The organism is Microbispora rosea, from assembly GCF_900156315.1.
Lineage (GTDB): Bacteria > Actinomycetota > Actinomycetes > Streptosporangiales > Streptosporangiaceae > Microbispora > Microbispora rosea.
In genome coordinates this window covers 38,378-59,199 of record NZ_FTNI01000015.1, presented here as the reverse complement: position 1 = coordinate 59,199, position 20,822 = coordinate 38,378, and the positions used below count along the sequence as shown (strand labels likewise).

Annotated in this window: 23 protein-coding genes and 1 tRNA gene; 10 read left to right on the top strand and 14 right to left on the bottom strand. The window is 67.1% G+C overall.

Annotated elements, in window-relative coordinates:
• Window positions 1–94: 94 nt before the first annotated feature.
• Complete coding sequence (locus BXA11_RS21265) at window positions 95–898, bottom strand: aminotransferase class IV family protein (RefSeq protein ID WP_076437099.1); 804 nt, start codon at window positions 896–898, stop codon at window positions 95–97.
• 627 nt (window positions 899–1,525) lie between these two features.
• Between BXA11_RS21265 and BXA11_RS21260 the strand changes: the two genes are divergently transcribed.
• On the top strand, window positions 1,526–1,957 hold the full coding sequence (locus BXA11_RS21260; protein ID WP_076437096.1) for a hypothetical protein: 432 nt from the start codon (window positions 1,526–1,528) through the stop codon (window positions 1,955–1,957).
• Window positions 1,958–2,210: 253 nt separating this feature from the next.
• On the opposite strand, the gene BXA11_RS21255 is transcribed toward BXA11_RS21260, so the two are convergent.
• The 3 genes from BXA11_RS21255 to BXA11_RS21245 all read right to left on the bottom strand — a co-directional run bounded on the left by BXA11_RS21255 (window position 2,211) and on the right by BXA11_RS21245 (window position 5,370).
• A complete protein-coding gene (locus tag BXA11_RS21255) occupies window positions 2,211–3,053 on the bottom strand; it encodes a carbohydrate ABC transporter permease (RefSeq protein WP_076437094.1) in 843 nt (280 codons plus the stop codon).
• 10 nt (window positions 3,054–3,063) lie between these two features.
• Complete coding sequence (locus tag BXA11_RS21250; protein WP_076437091.1) at window positions 3,064–4,020, bottom strand: carbohydrate ABC transporter permease; 957 nt, start codon at window positions 4,018–4,020, stop codon at window positions 3,064–3,066.
• A gap of 72 nt (window positions 4,021–4,092) precedes the next feature.
• Window positions 4,093–5,370: an ABC transporter substrate-binding protein gene (locus BXA11_RS21245; RefSeq protein ID WP_076437089.1), complete on the bottom strand. Its 1,278-nt coding sequence runs from the start codon at window positions 5,368–5,370 to the stop codon at window positions 4,093–4,095.
• Window positions 5,371–5,922: 552 nt separating this feature from the next.
• Between BXA11_RS21245 and BXA11_RS21240 the strand changes: the two genes are divergently transcribed.
• Window positions 5,923–6,885 (top strand): PaaX family transcriptional regulator, encoded by a 963-nt coding sequence (locus BXA11_RS21240; protein ID WP_076437087.1) that lies wholly within the window; start codon window positions 5,923–5,925, stop codon window positions 6,883–6,885.
• A 439-nt stretch (window positions 6,886–7,324) separates the two neighbouring features.
• Window positions 7,325–8,623 (top strand): RICIN domain-containing protein, encoded by a 1,299-nt coding sequence (locus BXA11_RS44690; RefSeq protein WP_076437084.1) that lies wholly within the window; start codon window positions 7,325–7,327, stop codon window positions 8,621–8,623.
• A gap of 26 nt (window positions 8,624–8,649) precedes the next feature.
• Here the strand turns inward: BXA11_RS44690 and BXA11_RS21230 are convergent, their stop codons facing one another.
• Together BXA11_RS21230 and BXA11_RS21225 are read right to left on the bottom strand one after the other, a co-directional pair.
• On the bottom strand, window positions 8,650–9,471 hold the full coding sequence (locus BXA11_RS21230) for a DUF3626 domain-containing protein (RefSeq protein ID WP_239105079.1): 822 nt from the start codon (window positions 9,469–9,471) through the stop codon (window positions 8,650–8,652).
• Window positions 9,472–9,823: 352 nt separating this feature from the next.
• Window positions 9,824–11,077 (bottom strand): MFS transporter, encoded by a 1,254-nt coding sequence (locus BXA11_RS21225; RefSeq protein WP_076437082.1) that lies wholly within the window; start codon window positions 11,075–11,077, stop codon window positions 9,824–9,826.
• A gap of 84 nt (window positions 11,078–11,161) precedes the next feature.
• Between BXA11_RS21225 and BXA11_RS21220 the strand changes: the two genes are divergently transcribed.
• Window positions 11,162–11,800: a FadR/GntR family transcriptional regulator gene (locus tag BXA11_RS21220; RefSeq protein WP_275409719.1), complete on the top strand. Its 639-nt coding sequence runs from the start codon at window positions 11,162–11,164 to the stop codon at window positions 11,798–11,800.
• Between the two features lie 268 nt (window positions 11,801–12,068).
• Here BXA11_RS21220 and BXA11_RS42275 read toward each other — a convergent pair whose 3' ends face one another.
• The gene (locus BXA11_RS42275; RefSeq protein ID WP_159454819.1) at window positions 12,069–12,677 is read right to left on the bottom strand and encodes a TetR/AcrR family transcriptional regulator; all 609 of its coding nucleotides are present in this window, start codon (window positions 12,675–12,677) and stop codon (window positions 12,069–12,071) included.
• Here BXA11_RS42275 and BXA11_RS21210 point away from each other — a divergent pair.
• From BXA11_RS21210 to BXA11_RS21180, 6 genes are all read left to right on the top strand, one after another.
• Window positions 12,580–13,986, top strand: coding sequence for a glycosyltransferase (locus BXA11_RS21210; protein WP_342202689.1), 1,407 nt, complete (start codon window positions 12,580–12,582; stop codon window positions 13,984–13,986). The genes BXA11_RS42275 and BXA11_RS21210 overlap by 98 nt on opposite strands.
• Window positions 13,987–14,156: 170 nt before the next feature.
• Window positions 14,157–14,549 (top strand): tyrosine-type recombinase/integrase, encoded by a 393-nt coding sequence (locus tag BXA11_RS21205; protein ID WP_076437076.1) that lies wholly within the window; start codon window positions 14,157–14,159, stop codon window positions 14,547–14,549.
• 378 nt (window positions 14,550–14,927) lie between these two features.
• Window positions 14,928–15,164 (top strand): hypothetical protein, encoded by a 237-nt coding sequence (locus BXA11_RS21200; RefSeq protein ID WP_076437074.1) that lies wholly within the window; start codon window positions 14,928–14,930, stop codon window positions 15,162–15,164.
• On the top strand, window positions 15,161–15,583 hold the full coding sequence (locus BXA11_RS21195) for a type II toxin-antitoxin system VapC family toxin (protein ID WP_076437072.1): 423 nt from the start codon (window positions 15,161–15,163) through the stop codon (window positions 15,581–15,583). The genes BXA11_RS21200 and BXA11_RS21195 overlap by 4 nt, the downstream gene beginning before the upstream one ends.
• A gap of 427 nt (window positions 15,584–16,010) precedes the next feature.
• Window positions 16,011–16,256 carry a hypothetical protein gene (locus tag BXA11_RS43245; protein WP_159454818.1) on the top strand — a complete coding sequence of 82 codons (246 nt, stop codon included), beginning with the start codon at window positions 16,011–16,013 and terminating at the stop codon, window positions 16,254–16,256.
• Window positions 16,253–16,612, top strand: coding sequence for an Arc family DNA-binding protein (locus tag BXA11_RS21180; protein WP_076437066.1), 360 nt, complete (start codon window positions 16,253–16,255; stop codon window positions 16,610–16,612). The genes BXA11_RS43245 and BXA11_RS21180 overlap by 4 nt, the downstream gene beginning before the upstream one ends.
• Before the next feature lie 160 nt (window positions 16,613–16,772).
• On the opposite strand, the gene BXA11_RS21175 is transcribed toward BXA11_RS21180, so the two are convergent.
• The 7 genes from BXA11_RS21175 to BXA11_RS21150 all read right to left on the bottom strand — a co-directional run bounded on the left by BXA11_RS21175 (window position 16,773) and on the right by BXA11_RS21150 (window position 20,588).
• A complete protein-coding gene (locus tag BXA11_RS21175; protein WP_076437063.1) occupies window positions 16,773–17,339 on the bottom strand; it encodes a GNAT family N-acetyltransferase in 567 nt (188 codons plus the stop codon).
• 78 nt (window positions 17,340–17,417) lie between these two features.
• Window positions 17,418–17,490: transfer RNA gene (locus tag BXA11_RS21170), tRNA-Ala, on the bottom strand.
• Window positions 17,491–17,640: 150 nt separating this feature from the next.
• Window positions 17,641–18,357: an HAD family hydrolase gene (locus BXA11_RS21165; protein ID WP_076437061.1), complete on the bottom strand. Its 717-nt coding sequence runs from the start codon at window positions 18,355–18,357 to the stop codon at window positions 17,641–17,643.
• 39 nt (window positions 18,358–18,396) lie between these two features.
• Window positions 18,397–18,516, bottom strand: a complete 120-nt coding sequence (locus tag BXA11_RS43975) for a DLW-39 family protein (protein ID WP_208802288.1) — start codon at window positions 18,514–18,516, stop codon at window positions 18,397–18,399.
• 304 nt (window positions 18,517–18,820) lie between these two features.
• Complete coding sequence (locus tag BXA11_RS21160; protein ID WP_143734425.1) at window positions 18,821–19,207, bottom strand: ATP-binding protein; 387 nt, start codon at window positions 19,205–19,207, stop codon at window positions 18,821–18,823.
• 149 nt (window positions 19,208–19,356) lie between these two features.
• Window positions 19,357–20,262 carry a helix-turn-helix domain-containing protein gene (locus tag BXA11_RS21155; RefSeq protein WP_076437056.1) on the bottom strand — a complete coding sequence of 302 codons (906 nt, stop codon included), beginning with the start codon at window positions 20,260–20,262 and terminating at the stop codon, window positions 19,357–19,359.
• A gap of 77 nt (window positions 20,263–20,339) precedes the next feature.
• Window positions 20,340–20,588 (bottom strand): DUF397 domain-containing protein, encoded by a 249-nt coding sequence (locus BXA11_RS21150; protein ID WP_143734424.1) that lies wholly within the window; start codon window positions 20,586–20,588, stop codon window positions 20,340–20,342.
• Window positions 20,589–20,822 lie beyond the last annotated feature (234 nt).

Here is a 20,822-nt window from a genome sequence, read left to right as displayed (position 1 = left end):
ACGCCCGGATCAGGGACGCACGGGGCGGATGGAGAGGTGGGGGCGGCCCGGCCCTTCCGTGGAGGCGGTCTGGGACGCGACCGGGCCGCCTCTCCTACAGCGAGGTGAGCCGTTCGGCCTGGTAGGCCCGATGCAGCACCTGCACGAATGACAGCGCCTCAGGCAAGGGCACAGAGCCGATCCGGTGCACCGGCACTCCCGGGGTCCACGAGTTCATCACCACAGCCCCCGCCAGAGCCGGCAGGTCCGCGAGCGTGACCTCCTGTACGCGCTGGGGCACACCGAGGCGATCCAGTTGCCTGCGGACGATTCCCATCGTGGTGCCGTTCAGCATCTCGGCCTCGGGCCACACCACCGCGGTGCCGTCCCAGAAGGCCAGGTTCCAGATCGACCCCTCGCTGAGCCGGCCCCGCCGGTCGACGAAGGCGACGTCATCGAAGCCCTGTCGAACGGCCTGCCGCGGAAAGTACGTCTTGGCTATCTCTCCGACGTGCTTCACGGCCGGGAGGACCCGTTCGTACTCGACCACAGCCAGCGCGAGCGGTCCCTGCGGGCCGGACGCGGCCGGTCCGGTACGCACCAGCAACTCGGGCCCCCCATGAGTCCCCGTCACCGTGAACTCGGCCGCCGGGGGGTAGACGGTGGCCGTGAGCGAAAGGTCGGCCGGACCGGCCTCTACCGCCGCCCGCAGGCAGGCCCGCACGCGATCGTCGGGCAATGCCCGGCCGAACAGTTCCAGGGAGGCGGATCGCAGCCGTTCCAGATGGAGGTCGAGGCCCCGGACCTGGCCTCCACGCACCTGCATGGCGGTGAAGTGGGCATAGGCCCCGAAGGCGAGCGGCGCCAACTCCTCGGCGCTCGCCGCCCGGCCATTACGGTGCGCAACATAAGAGGACATACATCGCTCCCGCGGTGCGAATAGGTTGGGCTGCGGACAACCGCCCGAGATGTCCGGCCATGGAGCGACGTTAGCGCCTCTCATCAATCGAGGCCCAGGCCGACAAACCGGTCCCTGGCCTGGGCGTCCACGTGAACGGATGAGCCTGGCCGGCCGTGCTGCCCGACGGCGCACAGGCGCACGGAGAGCAGAGGACGCCCACGGGGTCGCCGGGCCTGGTATTCGGCGTTCCGGTCGGCACCGGTTGGGGTCGATGACGAACAGGAGGGGCTCGGACATCTTTCTTCTCCTTCAGGTCGCGACGATGGAGCGATGGGAAAAGGACCGCACAAAAACGCATAATCGATCCTGCTCGCCACATTGGCCGGATGTGGAATTGCGACGCGGTTCAGGCGTCGATGACGCAATGAGGAACGCCCGAGCCGGAATGGTGCCGTGGATTCGTCACGTCGCAGGCTCCTATATGAACCGATAGTTCCAGTGCGCCTGGCCCAGTAACTGGACGCGACCCGCTTGACTCGAATGTGCAGGATTCTTGTCCGGACTTGTCCGGATACGGCAATCACGCCAGAATCAGTTCAGCCTTCAACTATTTGGTGAAGGGTCACTGCACGGATGAGGAGAGGCATGAAGCGCACCATCTCCGTTCTCGCCGTCGCCACCGGCGTCCTCGCCGCCACGATCACCGGCATCGGTCCCGCATCCGCAGCCACACCTGCGGTCGACTGCTCCACGGGCGGGTACACACGGGTTTTGACCAGTTACGTCCCCACCAATGTCGAGCGACCGGCCGTGGACGGTCGTACCTACAACATCGGCGGTCCGTTGGAGTACACGTATGAGATCTGCCTCGACATCCCGGACACCGAGACGTTCACCATCGAGGTACGGATCTGGAACAACGGGACCTGGTCCGAGTTCGTGGACGACCGGCCCGGAGACAAGGTCTTCCGCTACTCGCTCGGCCCCAACAGCTTCTGGCAGGTCTACGGCACGATGACCGGGCCCGGCAGCACCTACCTCTACTACACCTGGCACGAGAAGCAGATCCAGGCCTGACTCTGACCGGACCGGCCGCCTCGCTCGGCGAGGCGGCCGGCCACAGGACGGGCCGATCGGCCTGATCCGTCAGGTCCGGGAAGCCGAGCGCTCCGATCCCCAGGGCGAATGCGGCCAGGCAGCAGGGCCACGATGACGGTTCCCGCACCGCAGCCACGTCGTGGGCGAGGTGACCCGCCCGGGCCCGGAGCCGGCGCTGGACTCCGGCACGCAACCGCCACCGGAGAGCGCGAAGGCCGGCCTGACGGCGGCCTCAGCCCTTGAAGGCGCCGTTCATGATCCCGGCCACCATGCGCCGCCCGACGAAGACGAACAGGACGAGCAACGGGAGGGTGGCGAGGAAGGAGCCGGACATGGCGAGCCCGAGGTCGATGTTGAAGCTGTTCTGCAACGCCTTGATCGCGATCTGGACGGTGTACATCTCCGGCGACTTCAGCACCACGAACGGCCACAGGAAGTCGTTCCACGCGGTGACGAAGCCCAGCAGACCGAGCACGAAGGCGGCGGGACGTACCAGCGGGAACGCGACGCGCCAGAAGATCTGCCAGGTCGACGCCCCGTCGATGCGGGCCGCCTGGAGGATCTCGTCGCTGATCGCGGACGCGATGTGCTGGCGCATCCAGAAGATGCCGAAGGCGTTGGCCAGGCCGGGGACGATCAGCGCCTGGAGCGTGTCCACCCAGCCCAGCGACGAGATGATCATGTATTGGGGGACGATGGCGAGCTGGGTCGGCACGGTCATCGTCAGGACGACGAACAGGAACAGCGCGTTGCGGCCGCGGAAGCGCATCTTGGCGAACGCGAAGCCTGCCAGCGCGCACAGCACCGCCTGGCCCACGCCGATCGACCCGGCCACGATCAGGCTGTTGACGATCGACCGGACGAACGGCACGGTCGAGAACACCAGGCCGGCGAGGTGGAAGAAGTTGCCGCCCGGCACGATCTCGGGCGGCAGCTTGATCGCCGTCGCGGTGTCGGTGGTGGCGACGATGAACATCCAGTACAGGGGGAACAGGCAGGCGAAGGCGGCGAGCGCCAGCAGCGCGTAGACCCACCATCGGACCCGATCACCGGAGCGTGGCCTCGTCGTGCGCATGATCGCCCCCTCAGCCCTTGACCGGGCGGATCCGGGTGGACAGGAAGTAGTTGAGGCCGGCGAGCGCGACGACCATCACGAACAGCGCCACGCCGATCGCCGCGGCGTAGCCGAACTTGAACTGGGTGAACCCCTGCTCGAACAGGAAGAGCGTGAGCGTCTGGCACTGGCGGATCGGCCCGCAGGTGCTGGCCGCGCCGCGGTTGATGAGCAGAGGCTCGGTGAAGATCTGCAGCCCGCCGATCGTCGAGGTCACGATCGTGAACACGATGACCGGGCGTAACGCGGGGAGGGAGATGTGCAGGAACTGCCGCACACCTCCCGCTCCGTCGACGGCGGCCGCCTCGTAGATCGCCCGGGGGACGGCCTGCAGGGAGGCCAGGTAGAGCAGCGCCGTGTAACCGAACCACCGCCAGGTCACCATGACGGCGATCAGCACATGGCTCCCCGTCACCGACTGGATGAAGTCGATGTGCTCGAAGCCCACCAGGCTGAGCAGCCAGTTCAGCAACCCGTAGTCACGGTCGAACATCTGGGCGAACACGATGGCCGTGGCGGCCACCGAGGTGATGTACGGCACGAGCATCGTCATGCGGAAGAACACAGCGAGGCGCAGCCGTACGTGGTTGAGCATGTGCGCGAGCACCAGCGCGATCAGCAACTGCGGCACGGTGGAAAGCAGCCAGATGCTCACGGTGTTGCGCGCCGCGTTCCAGAACCGCACGTCCCCGACCAGCCGGCTGAAGTTGTCCATGCCGACGAACACGTGCTCGCCGATCGGGTTCCAGTCGAACAGCGCCACGTAGAAGGTGAACAGCAGCGGGATGAGGCCGAACACCGCGAAGAGCACGAAGAACGGGGCGATGTAGGCGTAGGGGGCGATGATCTCGGTGAAACCGCGCCGCGCCGCCTCCACCGGCGGGGCGGGGGGCAGTCCCGCCTTGGTGGGGGTGATGCTCGTCGTCACGGTCTGCTCGCTTCCCCGCCGCCGGCGCCGTGCCGTGAGGACGGCCCGCGCCGGCGGCGCTCGTGAAGGGTCCTAGCCGCCGATCGCGTTCTTGATGTTGGTCACCGCCGCGTCCCACGCCTTCGCGGGATCACCCTTGCCCTGCTCGACGTTGGTGATGGCGTTCGTGAACTCAATACCGATCGTGGTGCTGTCGGGCCCGATGAGGAACGGCTTCAGGCCAAGCAGAGAGTCGGTGTAGATCGTGCCGATCGGCGCGCCGGAGAAGAACTCGTCCTTGGCGGAGGTGAGCTTCGGGTCCTTGTAGACCGACGGGGTCGCGGGCAGCGACCTGGCCTTCGAGAAGTGGTCGAGCTGGCCCTGCGGCGACTGTGTGGCGGCGATGTAGTCCCAGGCGGCCTTCGGGTTCTTGGCGCCCTTGGGGATGGCGAGGAAGCTGCCGCCCCAGTTGCCCGAGCCGCCGGGGATCGTGGCGATGTCCCAATTGCCCGTGGTGTCGGGGGCGTTGTCGCGGATGGAGCCGAGCATCCAGACCGGTGCGGCGATGACGGCGAAGTCCCCCTTCTTCATCGCGGCGCTCCAGCCCTCGGTGAAGGTGCTCTGCTTGGCGGTGATCCCGGCGGCCACGGCCTTGAGCGCCAGGTCGAAGGCGGACTTGACCTGGGGGCTCCGTTCGTACACCAGATTGCCCGCGGGGTCGTAGTACTTCTCCTGCCCCTGGTTGACCACCTGCGAGTAGATGCTCCCGCCGGCGTTGTCGACGAACGCCTTGCCGGTGGCCGCCGTGTACTTCTTGCCGGTCTCGATGAAGGCGTCCCAGGTCGGCCAGAGCTTGCTGACCTCCTCGCGGTCCGTCGGCAGCCCGGCCTTCTTGAACAGGTCGGCGCGGTAGGCGATGGCCATGCCGCCGACGTCGGTCGGGATGCCGATGATCGAACCGTCCTTGGCCGTGGGCTGGCTGATCACCCAGTCGAGGTAGTCGCCCTTGATCTTGTCGGCGCCCATCGTGCGCAGGTCGACGAAGTTCTGCGGCTGCTGGACGAACTTGGGCAGGTCGTCGCCCTGGATCAGCACCAGATCGGGCACCTTGCCGCCGGCCAGCGCCGTCGTGAGCGCCTGCGCCGTCTCCTGCGCGTTCCCCACCTCGGTCAGCTTGATCTGGATGTCCGGCCTCTTCGCCTTGTACTCGGCGGCGGACCCCTTCGCGTCGATCCCGGTGAACGACCAGAACTCGAACGACTTGCCGTCGGACCCGCCGGAGGAAGTCCCGGACGACGAGCCTGAGCACGCTGCCATGCTGAGGGCCGCGGTAGCGGCGAACACGACCGCTGAGACGTTGCGTAACTTCACGGCGACCTCTTTTCGCTCGGTGTGGTCAGGGACGTGATGTGCGGTCCGGCACCGGGAGGATGCGCTGCGCTCTGCGGACGCCTCCTACGCGTGTAGGGCGGCGACGGCGCCGTGCCGCTTCAGGCTTCGGTTCGCACGTGCCCGACAGGTTCAGCACCGCCATGCCGACCTGGTCTTTCGTTTACAGAGCCTTCTGACATCACCATTGAGTACGAAACTTTCGGAGTGTCATGTGGATCATTGCTCCAGGACACTAGGCCTCCGTTCACCTGAGCGTCAATATTTTCCCGGTGAAGTGTCTGAAACAATCGGACCGGTAGTTTTATGTTTCGGACGGCGCCCGCGGGGGTTCCCCTGGACCACATCCGCCCCTGGAACACACCGCGCCCCCTCCACCTGCACGGCGGAGGCGGCCTGCCCTGGATCAGGGAACGCGCCCTTATAGGGCATGACGCCCCGGCGGCTCGGCGATCGCCCTCAGGGGGGTGACAGAGCCGCCGCGCGATCGCGTACCCGTGCGGCAGGGGCGTCGTCGTGAGGCAAGCTGATGACGTGAGTGTCCACGTACCTCGCGACGATGACGGAGCCCCACGGGCCCAGGCCGGCCCCAACCCGCAGCACCTGCTGACGACCTTGCTCGGTGAGTACCTCGACTCCGCCGACGCGAGCCTTCCCTCGATGGCGGTGGTCGCGATGCTCAGGGAGTTCGGCATCAGCGAGCCCAGCGCGCGGGCCGCGCTGTCCCGGCTGACCAAGCGAGGGCTGATCGCCGTACGGGGATCAGGACGGCCGCCCGTCTACCACCTCACGCCTCAGGCGATCGCCAGGCATCGCGTACGGATGGATCACTTCCTGAGCTTCGGCGCACGCCCGCCGCGATGGACCGGCGACTGGGTGACGGTTTCCTTCTCGATCCCCCAGTCGGGCCAGGCCCAGTCCGGTCAGGCCCCACGACACGCGGTCCGCAAGGCTCTGGGGGCGCTGGGTTTCGCGCGGTTGTACGACAGCGTGTGGATCCGGCCTGGATCCGACTCAGGCCCGGTGACCCAGGCGCTGCGTGACATCCTCGACGACGTCGACGGCGCTCGATGGTCGGTGATGAACACGCGATTCGCCGAGGAGACCGGCCCGCACGGTCCGGCCGCCGCCTACGACCTGGCCGGCCTCGCCTCGGCCTACGAGGCTTTCCTCGCGCAGTACTCGGACCTGCGAGTGGCCGTCCGCAACGGGGAGATCGACGCGACCCGGGCGCTGGTGGTGCGGACCTCCGTCATGGACTCCTGGCGGAAGTTCCCGGACATCGACCCGAACCTCCCCGAGCACCTCCTGCCGGTGCCATGGCCCCGCCAGGCCGCCAGGGAACTCATGCTGGAGATCCATTCCGCGCTGGGCTCGCTCGCCGAGGCGCGGCTCGTCGAGGTCGCGACGCCGTACTGGCCGGACGCCGCGTCATGGATCACCCACTTCCAGGCATCGGAGGACCCCGTTGCGACCTTCGTCGGCGGGGGCGGCTGAAGAAACTTTCACGCGCCCGAGCGGCCGCCCGTACGCCGGGACGCGTTTCGTGCCCGCTGCCGCGCGTGGCTTCTCGACTGACCCGCCACCGGCGAGATCCCGCCGGAGCGTCAGTCCGGCCGGGCATCGTGACCTGCCGCGAAGTCCTCGGCGCCGGTCCGTCCGCCCGGCGCCTGGCAGGACCGGTTGCGCCCTCCCGATGGCCGGGCGGCCCACGCCCGGATCCGGATGAGGCAGGAGCGTCACCGGTCCGTACGCGTGCCGGCCGACCGACCGAATGCCGTTGCTTGACACTTTTTGTTACCGCAGTGATAGTAACTGCACGCTGCTCTCATCGGCTCGTTTCGCCTGACACGGGCGCAACGCGCAGTCGATTGTTCGCCACATCAATCTCCAGATTCGGGCGCGAAGCGCCGTCGTGACACCGTCGGAGGGCGAAATGAGAAAACGCTCGATCATCAGCGCATTAGTGGTGGCCGCGGTCGCCCCGGTCTGCGCCGGCATAGTGGCGCTGACCACGCAGCCGGCCGCCGCGGCGGTCGGCGGCTCGGGCCCTTACCCGGCTGATTACGAGACCTCCACCAGCCTGCCCAACCACACCATCTACCGGCCCAACACCCTTCCGTCCGAAAAACTCCCCATCTTCGTATGGGGGAACGGAGGCTGCTCCGCCGACGGGACGGGGCAGCTGCCCTTCCTCCGCGAGATCGCCTCACATGGGTTCCTGGTCATCGCCAGCGGCAGCCCGAACGGCTCCGGATCGACGACGTCCCAGATGCTCACCCAGTCCATCGACTGGGCAGTCGCGGAGAACAGCCGCCAGGGCAGCAAATACAACGGCAGGATCGACACCGGCAAGATCGCCGTAGGAGGCTGGTCCTGCGGCGGGCTGGAGGCCTACGCCGTTTCGAACGACTCACGTGTCACCACGACCACCATCTTCAGCAGCGGATTGCTGAACGACTCCGACGACTACCAGCTCCGCCGGCTGACGAAGCCGATCGCCTACTTCATCGGCGGTCCCAGTGACATCGCCTACCCCAACGCCATGGACGACTGGGGCAAGTTGCCGGCGGGGCTGCCCGCGTTCATGGGCAACCTGAACGTCGGGCACGGTGGCACCTACACGCAGACCAACGGCGGCGAGTTCGGCCGTGTGGCGGTGCTGTACCTCAAGTGGCGGCTGAAGGGTGACACGACGGCCGGCGCCAACTTCGTCGGCTCCAACTGCGGCCTGTGCAACACCCAGTGGCAGGTCCAGCAGAAGAACCTCACGCTCGGCGACGGCAGCCCCTCCCCGTCACCCGGCGGCAGCCCGACCCCCAGCCCGACCGCGACTCCGACCCCCGGTGGCGGTAGCGGGTCGGTCAAGGGCGTGGCCTCCGGCCGCTGCCTGGACGTGCCCGGCGCGAGCACCGCCGACGGCACCCAGGTGCAGCTGTGGGACTGCAACGGCCAGACCAACCAGACCTGGTCCTCCACCTCAGCGGGCGAGATCCGCGTGTACGGCAACAAGTGCCTGGACGCGGCCGGCACCGGCAACGGCGCCAAGGTGCAGATCTACAGCTGCTGGGGCGGCGACAACCAGAAGTGGCGCGTCAACTCCGACGGCTCCATCCAGGGCGTCCAGTCCGGGCTGTGCCTGGACGCCACCGGGCAGGGCACCGGCAACGGCACCAAGATCCAGCTGTATGCCTGCCACGGCGGCACCAACCAGAAGTGGACCTGGAACAGCTAGCCCGCACCTGTGGCCTGCGGTGCCCATCACCCGGCACCGCAGGCCACGCCGGCCGCCCCTCGCCCCGCGGGCCGGTGGGGGTCTGGAATCTCACCAGCCGGGGGCAGAGACGAGCCGAAGCGCGCCACGCAGTGCCAGACCTTCTTCAGTGCCTGCACGTCGTAACGCCCGGTGCGGGCAGCGTCTCCGATGATCCGCGGATCGAGCAGGCCGTCGACCGCGATCTCGGCGCCGAGCGCTACGTACTCCTGCCCCCGGTAGTTCGGGTGGCGGCGCAGATGCTCGATCGTGAGGCGGAATCCGGAATGCCATTCCACCGGGCATGGAAGCCGGCGGGCCGCGGCCTCCACAGCCGTGCCGCGATAGCTGGGATCGAGGACCAGGGCCTCCACGTCCCGGTCGAGCCTGACCGGCCCGTGCACCTGAGCCTCGATGTAGTCGTCCAGGAGGTCCGGGTCGTCAGCCTCGGCCAGCTCGATCAGCGCCATGCGGGACGCGACACCGAACGCCGAAGGCTCGAAAAAGCTGTCCGGGTAGCAGAACGTGGCTCGGCGAAGAGCCTCGGCCGTCAGCCTGAAGTGGGCGGAGCCGAACCGTGGCGCGGCGCCGATGGACCTGCGTCGGAAGTTCAGCGCGCCGTAGACGGGGCGCTCCTCTGCAGGTGCGTGGTCGTACGCTCCACCGAAGATCCTGCTTTCCCAGCGCCACCGGTCGCCGCCGGGGTGAGCCGTGAGTCCCCCGTTGCTTGTTCCGGTGACGAACTGCGACAGGTAGACGCCGTCGTCGGCCAGCCGGAGCAGGATCTGCCGGCCGCCGGCCGAGCGGTCGGGGTGGAAGTTGAGGGTCACACGCGACCGAGGGTCGAGCGGATCCCCTGACGACCGGGCCTCGACATGGCGAAGGGCTTGCTCCTGCGGCGATGCAGGCGTGGGCGCGCTCATCCGCGCAGTCTGCCTGAGCGCGATCTGTCGTCGCACCCCGAATAGACTTCGGGCTTCGGCCCGGCCGTCTTTCCCCCACTGCGATCGGATTCATAGCGGTTGCCGTGGCTCGTTGCCGTACGAGACCGCAAAGGCCACCTCCGGATCATGGGAGGTGGCCTGTGAATGCGTGGAGCCCAGCCGTCGTGTCTTATCTCTGCCGAGCGTTATCAGGCGATGCCCGACGATGAAATCGTGCAACTCGCACGATGCATGACCCTTATCGCGGCAGCTGGTCAGCCTCGCGCTTCGTCGGCTGTGGCGCAGAGTCCTCCACGAAGCGAGGACGGCAAGCGAACCAGCCGGCGATCATCCCGGGGATGGCGCTCGCGGCGAGCACCAGGAGCGGGATCGACCATGATCCGGTCGCCTCGCGCAGAAGGCCCAGACCGATCGGGCCCAAGCACGCCAGCCCATAGCCGATGCCTTGCACGAATCCCGACACGGCAGAGGCCGTCTGCGGGCTCTTGGTTCGACGGTTGATGAGGGTCATGCAGAGCGGGAAGGTGCTCACCCCGATTCCCAGCGCACACACCCAGATCAGCGTGCCGTCGAGCGGCGACAGGAGCAGGCCCAGGTATCCCGCCACCAGGAAGATCGCGCATCCGACGACCACGACGAACGGGTTCGTCATGCGCGTGGCCAGCTGTGGAACCACCAGAGCCGCGAGCATGCCCCATACCGAGTAGAGCGCGACCATGGAGCCGCCCAGAGTCGCGCTGCCTCCTGCGTCGGTGAGCACCGCCGGGACCCAGGTGATGATCGCGTAGTTGGACAGCGACATCATCGCGAAGAGGATCACCAGGCCCCAGGCGGTCGATGATCGGCTGATCCTCGGCCTCGCATCGGTCGCCGTCACGGCCGCGGGCGCGTGATGATCGGCGGGCAGCCTGACTGCCAGGACGAGCCAGACCACAGCGGCCACAGCAGCCGGTCCCGCCCAGATGCCTACCGAGAGCCGCCACGTCGCCGCTTCCGCGACCGGGACCGCGAGGAGCGGGGCGATGAACTGGCCCGCCTGCAGGAGGATCAGGTAAAGCGAGGTCCCCATGGCCAGTCGATCCGCGAACCAGGCCTTCACCAACGGAACGATCACGACGTTCGCGGCCCCGATTCCGGCCAGCGCCAGCACGGTCGAAAGGACCAGCAACGAGGGCGTTGGGGAGAAGGCACGCATCAGGAGCGACAGAGCCGTCAGGCCCAGCGCCACAGTGGCCGTGCGCTCGAGTCCGAACTTCTTCGTCACCGCTGGGGCGAGAAATCCGAAGATGCCGAAGGACGCCGCCGGCACGGTGCCGAGCAGACCGGACAGCGTCACCCCGAAGCCGAGATCGGATCCGATGATCTCCAGGAGCGGAGTGAACCCGGTCACGGCGGTTCGCAGGTTGACCGCTGTCAGGGCGATGGCGAACCCGGCCAACAAGGTCAGGCGCCCACGGCGTAACGGAACGACCGGTGAGGAGAGCGATGTCACGTTATACTCCGGTAGAAGGTCAGCAGATGATGGGATTATGGGATGACTCACGAAGAGTCTGGCACGCGACAGCCGATGCGTCGAGTGGGACTCATCGATCAGGCTGCCGAGCGCTTCCGCGAGGAGGTGGCCTCTGGACGCTGGCCGGTCGGTGAACGGATACCGACCGAGGCCGCACTGGTGTCGGAGTTCGGGATCGGCCGGAACACGGTGCGCGAGGCGGTGCAGTCGCTGGTGCACGCAGGCCTGCTGCGCCGTGAGCAGGGCCGCGGCACCTTCGTCATCTCCAGCTCCGAGCTGACAGGCACTCTTGAACGTCAGCTCGCCGGTGGCACCCGTCGCCACTACCTGGAACTACGCCTTGCCCTTGACAGCGCTGCGGCGGCACTGGCCGCGCTGAACCGCTCGGATGCCGACGTCGAACTGCTGCGGGAGCTGCGCGACTCTCGGGAAGAGAGCTGGTCGACCGACGATCCCGACCTGCGAGCGGGCGCGGACCTCGCCCTGCACCACGCGATCGTGGCAGCGACGCACAACCCTCTCTACGTCAAGCTGTACTCCAGCATGCTCGACATCTTCGCCGCCCACATGCGCGACGAGAAGAGCGAAGACGAGGACGCGGCACACCGCCACCATCACGAGCTGGTCGAGGCGATCGCGGACGGGGACGCCGACCGTGCTGTCACAAAGGTGGTCTCCATCTTCAAGCCCTTCATGGGCTGAACCACGCGATCGCCTCCCCGCTCGGGCGAGGCGTCTCTCCCCTGGACAGTTCTCGTAGCGGACTGGCCGGTGACCGCGGCAGTAGACGCCGACTCCTCGCTCAAGCCGCGCAGAAGGCGGTAAGGATGTGCCGCCGGCGCCGGGCGAGTTCGAGGGGTTGAAGGTCAAGCCGTACGTGCATCAGGCGACGGGGCGGCCGGCCTCGGCAGGTACGCAGCCCATTGGTCGGCTACGGCGTGGGCCGGCCGAGGATTCCCGCTACGGCCCGTCACCCCGCGCGGAGCCGCGCCAGGTGGTAGTCGAGCAACGCCGCGACCTCATTGGGCGTGTAGTGCCCGACCAGGGTGGCGTTCACGATGCCCTGGGCGAAGGCGTACAGGATGCTCGCCTCCTTGGCGGCATCCAGGTGGGCGGCGAGTTGCCCGGCGGCCTGGGCGGCCCTGATCTGCTCGGCGAAGAAGGACAGCAGGTGCGAGTACCCCATTCGCATCGCCACCGCCTGGTGGTCGTCCACCACCGAGCTCGCCTGGAACGCCAGTCCGACGCGGTTCAGGTAGCCGCGCTCGTCGTCCAGCGGCAACAGCTCCAGCACGGTGTCTCGCAGCAGGTCGAGCGGCGTGGACCGGCGCGCGGCCACGGCTGCCACCCGATTGCCGATCCACATCCCGATGTGTTCCAGTGCCAGCAGCAGCATCTGGTTCTTCGTCGTGACGTAGTACTGCACCGCGCCCATGGACATTCCGGCCTCGGCGGCGACCTCCCTCAGGCTGACGCTCTCCATGCCCCTGTCGTGGATGATGCGGTGCACGGCCTCGGCGATGTGCCGTCGCCGGTCGTCATGGTCGACGATCTTCGGCACGGCCCACCACTTTCTCATGCGAGTGCATGGTAAAAGCTTACTGCCCCGTTTTACCATGCGACTGCATGACAAACCGAGACAGGTGGTGACGTGGATGCGGGTTCTGATCATAGGAGTCGGTACGCGGGGGGACGTGGCACCGTACGCGGGGTTGGGGGTGCGCTTACGCGAGGCCGGGCATGAGGTGGCCATCGCCGCCCACGAGCCGTACGCGGAATCAGTGACTGACGCGGGCCTGGAGCATCTGCCGCTTCCCGGAGATCCGCTCTCCGCACTGACCGGCCGCATCTCCATCGGCGCGTTCAAGGAGTACAGCGAGCAGCTCATGGACGGGCTGACTCGGATCGCCGAGCAGCAGGAGGCGGACCTGCTCCTGCTGGGCGTGGCGGGCGCGCAGGGCTCTCACGTCGCCGAGGCGATGGGCGTGCCGAGCATGGGCGTGCACCTGCAGCCGATAGACCCCACGGGTGAATTCCCGCCGGTCATGAGCCTGTTCCAGGGGTCGCTCGGGCGGTGGGGGAACCGCAGGGCGGCCCGGCTCGCGTTCGAGGTGCCCGCCGCCGGCCCGCTGATCGCCGGGATGAGCGCGAAGATGCGGGCCCGGCTTGGGCTGCCCCCGATGACCCCGCGCGACCTCTACCGGCGCCGGGAGAGCACACACTGGCCGGTCTTCCACGGGGTCAGCCCGCTGGTGCTGCCGCGCCCGGCCGACTGGCGGCCCGGGCTGGAGATCACGGGTTACTGGTGGCCGCTCCAGCCGCGGGACTGGCGGCCGGATCCGGTGCTGCGCGACTTCCTCGCGTCGGGGCCCACCCCGGTCTTCGTCGGCTTCGGCAGCCTGGCGGGCACGCGGGCCGAGCAGTACACGGATCTGGCCGTGCAGGCGCTGCGGCGGGCCGGGTTGCGAGGCGTGCTGCAGACGGGCCTGCGGGGACACATCTCCGACGACGTACTGGCGGTCGGCGACGTACCGCACGATTGGCTTTTTCCTCGTATGGCCGCCGTCGCCCACCACTGCGGCAGCGGCACCACCGGGGCCGGGGTCCGGGCGGGCGTGCCCGCCGTGGCCGTGCCGGTGATGAACGACCAGCCGTTCTGGGCGTCCAGGCTGACGGCACTCGGCGTGGCTCCGGCCGCGATCCCGTTCCGCCGCCTGACGCCCGCACGGCTGGCCGCCGCGCTCACCAGCGCGGTAACCGACCCGGCCTACCGGCAGCGCGCCCAGGCCCTGTCGGTCCGGGTCTCGGCAGAGGACGGCGCGGCGCCCGTCATCGAGGCGGTGAACCGGCTCCGAGTCACCCGCGGGCCCGGCCGCCGACCAGGATGAAGAGCATCCAGCAAATTTGGCTGACCATCAGAAACGGCGCTCCGGATCGGTACCACCGTAGGTACGGCAACTCGCTCAACCGGGCATCGCGCTGCGGCGCTCGGACATCGACATCAACGCACGTACGAACCGCCTGCGGGAACAGCTCATCGACCTGGATGGCGGAGAAAATGGTGCTGGCACCGCCCAAGTCGCAGGCCGGCAATCGCACCGTCAGCATCCCCTCGGCGATCGTCCCCGCGCTCACCGAGCACCGTGCCGAGTTCGTCGGCCAGGCCGACGAGGCGTTCGTCTTTCTCGGCGAGCGAGGCGGTTACCTGCGCGGCGGCAACTTCCGGCGAGAGGCCAAGTGGGCGGAAGCGCTCAAGGAGATGGGCGTCAAGGGCCTGCACTTCCACGACCTTCGGCACACCGGCAACACACTCGCCGCGCAGTCGGGCGCGAGCCTGGCCGACCTCGAGGCCCGAATGTGGCACGACAGCGACCGAGCAGCGCTCATCTACCAGCACGCCACGCGTGATGATGATCCGGAAGGTCGCCGATGCGCTGAGCGCGCAAGTTGAGGCGGAGCACGATGCGGCAAGAGCTGATGGCACGAACGCCGCTTCCCGTGAGCGAAGAAGCGGCGTTTTGGCTGACGAAGCCTAGGGAGTTGAACCCCTGACTTCCTGCTTGCAAATCGGCCTGATCACCAGGGGCACGGCCTCGACCTGGGCGAGAAGCAGTCCACGAGTGACCGTGAGTACCCCCTGTTGACCGCCCCTAATGGCCCGCTACTGACCCGGCGATCACGCTCGCGACGTGGCCATGCATGTCCGCCCCCCACAGAGTCACCGAGAGCAGCGGGTCGGTCGTACGTTCGCGCCCTGCCCGGGGAAGCTCGGTTCAGGCATTAGCCGCACCTGCGGAAACGATCACATGCGACACGTAGACTCGGAGACATGACGGCGCCGCTGGAAGAGTACGAGGATCTTCACCGACTGATCGACCAACTCCGGCCGGATCAGGTGCGTGAGGAGCGCGCGCGACTCCTCCAACTGGTCCACTCACGCACAGAGAACCCGGATCTTGGCCCTGATGGTCTGCCCACGCTCTTCGGCGCCTTCCGCGCCGGCAGGAGCGACGCATCCGAGCAGGTGGAAGAAATTCTCGTTGAGGGCTACGGACGCGAGGCGTGATCGTCGTTGATACGGGCCCGATTGTGGCCGCTACTTTTCAGGACGACAAGAACCACGAACGCTGCATACGAGAGTTCATCCGTCTTCGGGAAGCCAACCGGCCACTGCTCGTCCCCAGCTTCGTTGCTGGCGAGAGCTGCTATATGCTCGGCAAGCTCGGTGGCGCCAAAGCAGAGGCAGCCTTCCTTCGGCTACTTGAGTCCGGCTGGTTTCAGCTGGTCGATCTCAGTGAGCCCGACCTCTCAAGAATCGCAGTCCTCATCGAGCGCTACCACGATCTTCCATTGGGTGCCGCCGACGCCTCAGTAGTAGCCGTGGCGGAGCGGATGCGAGTCACCGAAGTGATGACCATCGACATCCGCGACTTCTCAGTGATCCGCCCCGTACACGTGCCCGCACTTACCCTGCTCCCAGCCTAGGTAGGACAACTCGTGAGCGGATCGGGCACATACAACGGGCGCAAAAGAGCGTAAAGACTGGCTAGTGATCAAAGCCCAGGCGGGGAAAAGGAACCCTGGCCTGGGCTTTCGAGTGGGTGGAGCCTACGGGATTCGAACCCCCTGACTTCCTGCTTGCAAATCGGCCTGATCACCAGGGACAACGGCTCCGACCTCGGCGAGAGGCAGTCCACGGGTGACCGCGAGTACCCCCTGTTGACCGCCCTTAATGGCCCGCTAATGGCCCGGAGATCGGGCTCGCGACCTGTCGGTGGGCACGGGCGCCCTCTGATCCACCCCGACCTCTTCATAGCCGCCGACGCCCAGGAGGCAACCGCCGTTTCGCTGGTCGGCTCGCTGTAGACCGGAACCCCCTACCTACAAGGGTTGTGTCCGACATAATATGGGAATGAAGAAGTTGCGCTTCTACCGGTCAGCGAGGAGGCACCGCATCGGGCAGGCGCATGCCATGCATGTTGTCCGATCTGGGCCCCCAGTGATCGTGCCGGCTAGAGACCCGACATTGGAGGATCGATGGGTCTGGATCGGCCCCGACGATCGGGGCATAGAGCTGGAGGTGATCGGCATCCTCACCGACAAAGCTCTAGTGATCATCCACGTGATGCCGACCGCGCTACGGAGAAGGACGCCATGACTGAGCACGAGGCAGCCTGGCCACCCGAAGACATCGAACTGGCCCTGGACCACGACTCCGATATCGACAGCGACTCCGAAGAGATCTACGACGCCAAAGGCAACCTGATCACGGACGAGTACGTACGGGACGCAATCGGCGACGTCCACCGCGCGATCGACGAAGGCCGCGTACCCGTGCCGACCAATCGCCCCGGACGTCCATCGCTCACAGGCGATAGCACCCATTCCCCAAGGGTCTCCTTCAGACTCCCCGAGGAGTTGCGTGAACGCGCGAGGGCCCGCGCCGAGCAAGAGGGCAAGAGTGTGTCCGCGCTGGCACGGGAAGCCTTTGAGCAATTTCTCAGAGCGGGATAAGCACGCGCGACAGGCGACAGCACCAGGTGGCCAAGCAGCTCGACAGCCTCGCGCGAGGACCGTGGTCACTGAGACGGTCTATCGCCGCCAGATTCGCCCCGTGATGCAGGAGGGTGCGACGGCGATGGATGAAATCTCCCGAGGTGAACAAGAGGCTTAGTTAGGCCTTCTCCCGGGCCCGCCATTCGTCGTTGAGCATCGCGTAGACGACTTCGTCGGTCCATTCTCCCTTAATCATCTCGTTCTGGACGAAGTGGGCCTCACGCCGCATGCCAAGGCGTTGGAGGACCCGGGCCGACGCGTCGTTGCGCGCGTCGATACTTCCGGCGATGCGGTGCAGGCCGAGGACCTCAAACCCCAGCCGCAGCATCTCCGTCGCCGCCTCCGTCGCGTACCCCTTGCCGCTGTGGTCGGGATGGAAGATGTAGCCGATCTCGCCCTGCCGGTGTTCACGACTCGTCCAGAAGAGCCCGACATCACCGATCAGGGTGCCGGTCGCCGGCAGTTCGACCGCGAGGACCAGCTTGTCACCTTCCTCGCGGAGCGCCTCCAACCCGATCAGTTTGGTCAGCTCCTGGCGCGCCTCTTCACGATCGCGGTTATCAGAGCGAAGGTAGCGCGTCACGTCGTCCCGTGACTGGATGTCGTGGAATGCGTCGAAGTCGTCGAAGGTGTACGGCCTAAGTAGCAATCGCGCGGTCTTCAGCGGATAGAGGGGCATGAGCATGGCTCAACCCTAGGCTTAGTCACCCAGTTGGTCACCCACACCCCGCTTCCGATCATGGAGACGGGGTATTTTACCAGGTGGAGCCTAGGGGATTCGAACCCCTGACTTCCTGCTTGCAAAGCAGGCGCTCTGCCAGCTGAGCTAAGGCCCCCTGACGGGTGCGAACTGCGCATATGGGCAGATCCACAGGCCGCCGGTGCGTACACCGTAGCAACAGCCCGCACCCGAGCGCCACTCGATACCGCCGTGCCGCCCGCGCGGCTTCCCGTGCCGGGAGGACCCGTAGGAAGACGAACGGCGATCAGGTGGCCGAGGTGGCCACGGGCGAGGCGTCGACCTCGTTGCCGAGGACGAGCCCGGGGAAGTCGGCGACGGATTCGATGATGTGCGTCGCGCCGCCACCGAGCAGCCGATCCTTGCTGTGGACGCCGGTGAGCACTCCGGCGACGATCGAGGCGCCCGCGCGCCGGCCGCACAGCATGTCGCTCTCGGAGTCGCCCGCCACGGCGACCTGCCGTACGTCGTCGACACCGGAACGCAGGACGGCGGTGAGCACCATGTCGGGGTAGGGACGGCCGCGTCCGGCATCTTCGGGACACAGCGCGAGATCCAGCATGTCGACCCAGGTGAGGCTGCTCAGCACCCGTCCCAGGGTCGCCCGGCTGAATCCGGTGATCAGAGCGATTTTCAGGCCCGCGTCGCGCAGCTTCGCGATGGCCTCGACGGCCCCCGGCAGCGGCACGAGCCCGGCCCGTTCGATGGCTCCCTCGTAGGAGCGCTCGAAGGTCAGGTTCGCCGCCTGCGCCTGGGCCTCGTTGCCGGGGAAGATGCCCCGGAAGACCTCGATTTTGGGACATCCCCGAGACCTGTGCACATGCACCATGGCACGGGCATAGGCACTGGTCCCGGGGACGATGCCCTGCGTGGCGATCGCCTCGGCGAACGCCCGTTCCACCATGTCGATGTCACCGATCGTGGTCCCGGCCAAGTCAAGACAGGCCAGCTTCACGGGGCTCATTCCCGTACCCTTGCCACGATCAAGCACCATCCCTGGTGGTCAGTTCTCGCTGCCGGTGGCCTCGGTCCACAGGTCGAGCTCGGCGCGGTCGGCCTGCACCTTGCGCCAGACCAGAAGCCCGCCGACGGCGACCAGAGCGAGAACAAGCAGCTTCTTCACGGTGTGACCCCACTTCTCGACGGTCTCACCTGCCGGGTGAGACAACGCCCGGTTCTACGGTTCCCTGCAGCCTAGCAAGGCTTCGGCGCCCGACCCGGATTGCCCGAAATTCCGGTGCACCAAAATAATGATTACGGCCCGCCCTACCTGTCTGCCGTCCGACCCTGGCGGCAGGGCGGCGAGATCAGAAGTGCCCAGCTCATAACGGCGCTAACCATGTGCGCAGACGAGGTTCGGCGAGATGGGGAGGCCTGGTTTCGGTCAGGCGGCCCGTGCTCCGCTCTCAGCGGAAGTCAGAAGTCGATCAAGAAACCGTCATGCAGAGGCGGATCGTCGTTCCCTCGGCCCCCGTACGAACGACGAGGTCGGCCAGGCGGTTCATGAGCCACAGTCCGCGTCCCCCGAAGTCGAACCGCGTCACCGTCTGCTCGCGCTCCAGTACATCGTCGGGTATGCCGGGACCTTTGTCGGTGATCTCAGCCACCAACATTCCCGCCTCACGCCACATGGCGATCCCGCGCGGCGGCGAGCCATACCGGACGGCGTTGGTGACCGCCTCGTGCACCGCGAGCACGAAGTCCTCCAGGGCCACGCCCTCGAGTCCGGCCTCCTGCGCCGACACCATGACGAGATGCCGCACCCTGGTTACCGAACTTCGGTCGAATTCCAGGCTGAGCAGGCTACCCGCCAAGGTTCTCACCGCCCTCCTGCTTGCCCCACGGTGTGGTAGTACTCCATTTACCGCCCACGCGCACCTGACACGTATTTTCGGGTACGGCTTGCGCCATCGTCTCCTGCGGGCGTGCGGCAGCGAGGTGCGCACGTGACGCTAGCGCATCGTCACAGTTCCGTCATGAGCTGCCGCAGCATCCGCTTGGTCTCCGAGGCCGGTCTGGCCTGGATGCACAGTCGCTCCATGACTGCGAGATAGCGGTCGATGTCCTCCCGCTTCTCCAGGTAGATGGCGCTGGTGAGCTGTTCGAGGTAGACGACGTCGGGCAGGCCGACCCCCGCGAAGCGCAGGATGCTGAACGGCCCGCCGGCGGCGGCGTGCCCGCCGGCGCTGAACGGAATGATTTGGAGCGTTACACGCGGCAGGGTGATCATCTCGAGCAGGTACTCGATCTGGGCCCGCATCACCTCGGCCCCGCCCACCGGACGTCGCAGCACGGCCTCGTCGATCACCGCCCACAGAACGGGCGGATCCGGCCGGACCAGCACCTCCTGGCGGTCCATCCGCAGCCGGACGCGGCGCTCGACCTCCTCGTCCGACGCGTCGGGATGGCCGAGCCGCACGACCGCTTCCGCGTACTCGGGGGCCTGCAGCAGCCCGGGCACGAACTGCACCTCATAACAGCGGATCGCGCTCGCGGCCTGCTCCAGGCCGACGTACGCCTCGAACCAGGAGGGCAGGACGTCGTCGTACTTGTGCCACCAGCCGTGCGCGTTGGCCTGGGCGACGAGCGAGAGCAGCGCCTCCCGCTCGCTCTCGTCGGTGACGCCGTACAGGGTGAGGAGATCGGCGACGTCACGGCGGCGGAATCCGACGCGGCCGAGCTCCATCCGGCTGATCTTCGAGTGGGAGGCGCGGATGGACTGGCCGGCCTCCTCCAGGCGGATGTGCCTGCTTTCGCGGAGCCGTCGCAGCTGGGTGCCGAGCAGGATGCGCAGGACGGTCGGGCTGCGACGTGACCGTGCCGCCAGGTCGAGCGGGAGAGGCACACCCTCCGTAGGGGCCGCAGTCATATGGGGTCCTTTGAGGTGCACCGACGTTTACGTCACGTTAACGATACCCGCCGCTTCGGGGCGCGCAAGTGGCGCGATCACTTCTCCACTTCGCCGAGAAGGTCGTCGAATTCGCCCTCCTTCGCGGAGCGGAGGAATGCGGCCATGTCCTGAAGAGGCACGATCAGCGCCGGCCCGGCCGGGTGCCGGGAGTTGCGCAGGGCCACCCGCCCGTCGGGCAGCGCGGCGATCTCGACGCAGTTGCCGCTCGGATTGCTGTGCCGGCTCTTGCGCCAGGCCTGCTGCCCCAGATGAGATGAGGGCATTCCGTTGTAGATCACGGACACGGGCGCCTCGTTTCGGAATCCCAGCCCAATCAACGACATTCGTGCGTTTGCACGTGCATCTGTACTTGCACAGGAGCATCAATGGGAGCAGTATGACTTACTGAGTCATCCCCGCCACATGGTCGACATCAACCTCATAAGGCTCTCAATGACTGGTTATCGGACAGACCGCGCTTCCCTCGCAGAAGCCGATAGCGTTGCCCGGGACCCCTGGCTGGGCACACTTGAGCAGGT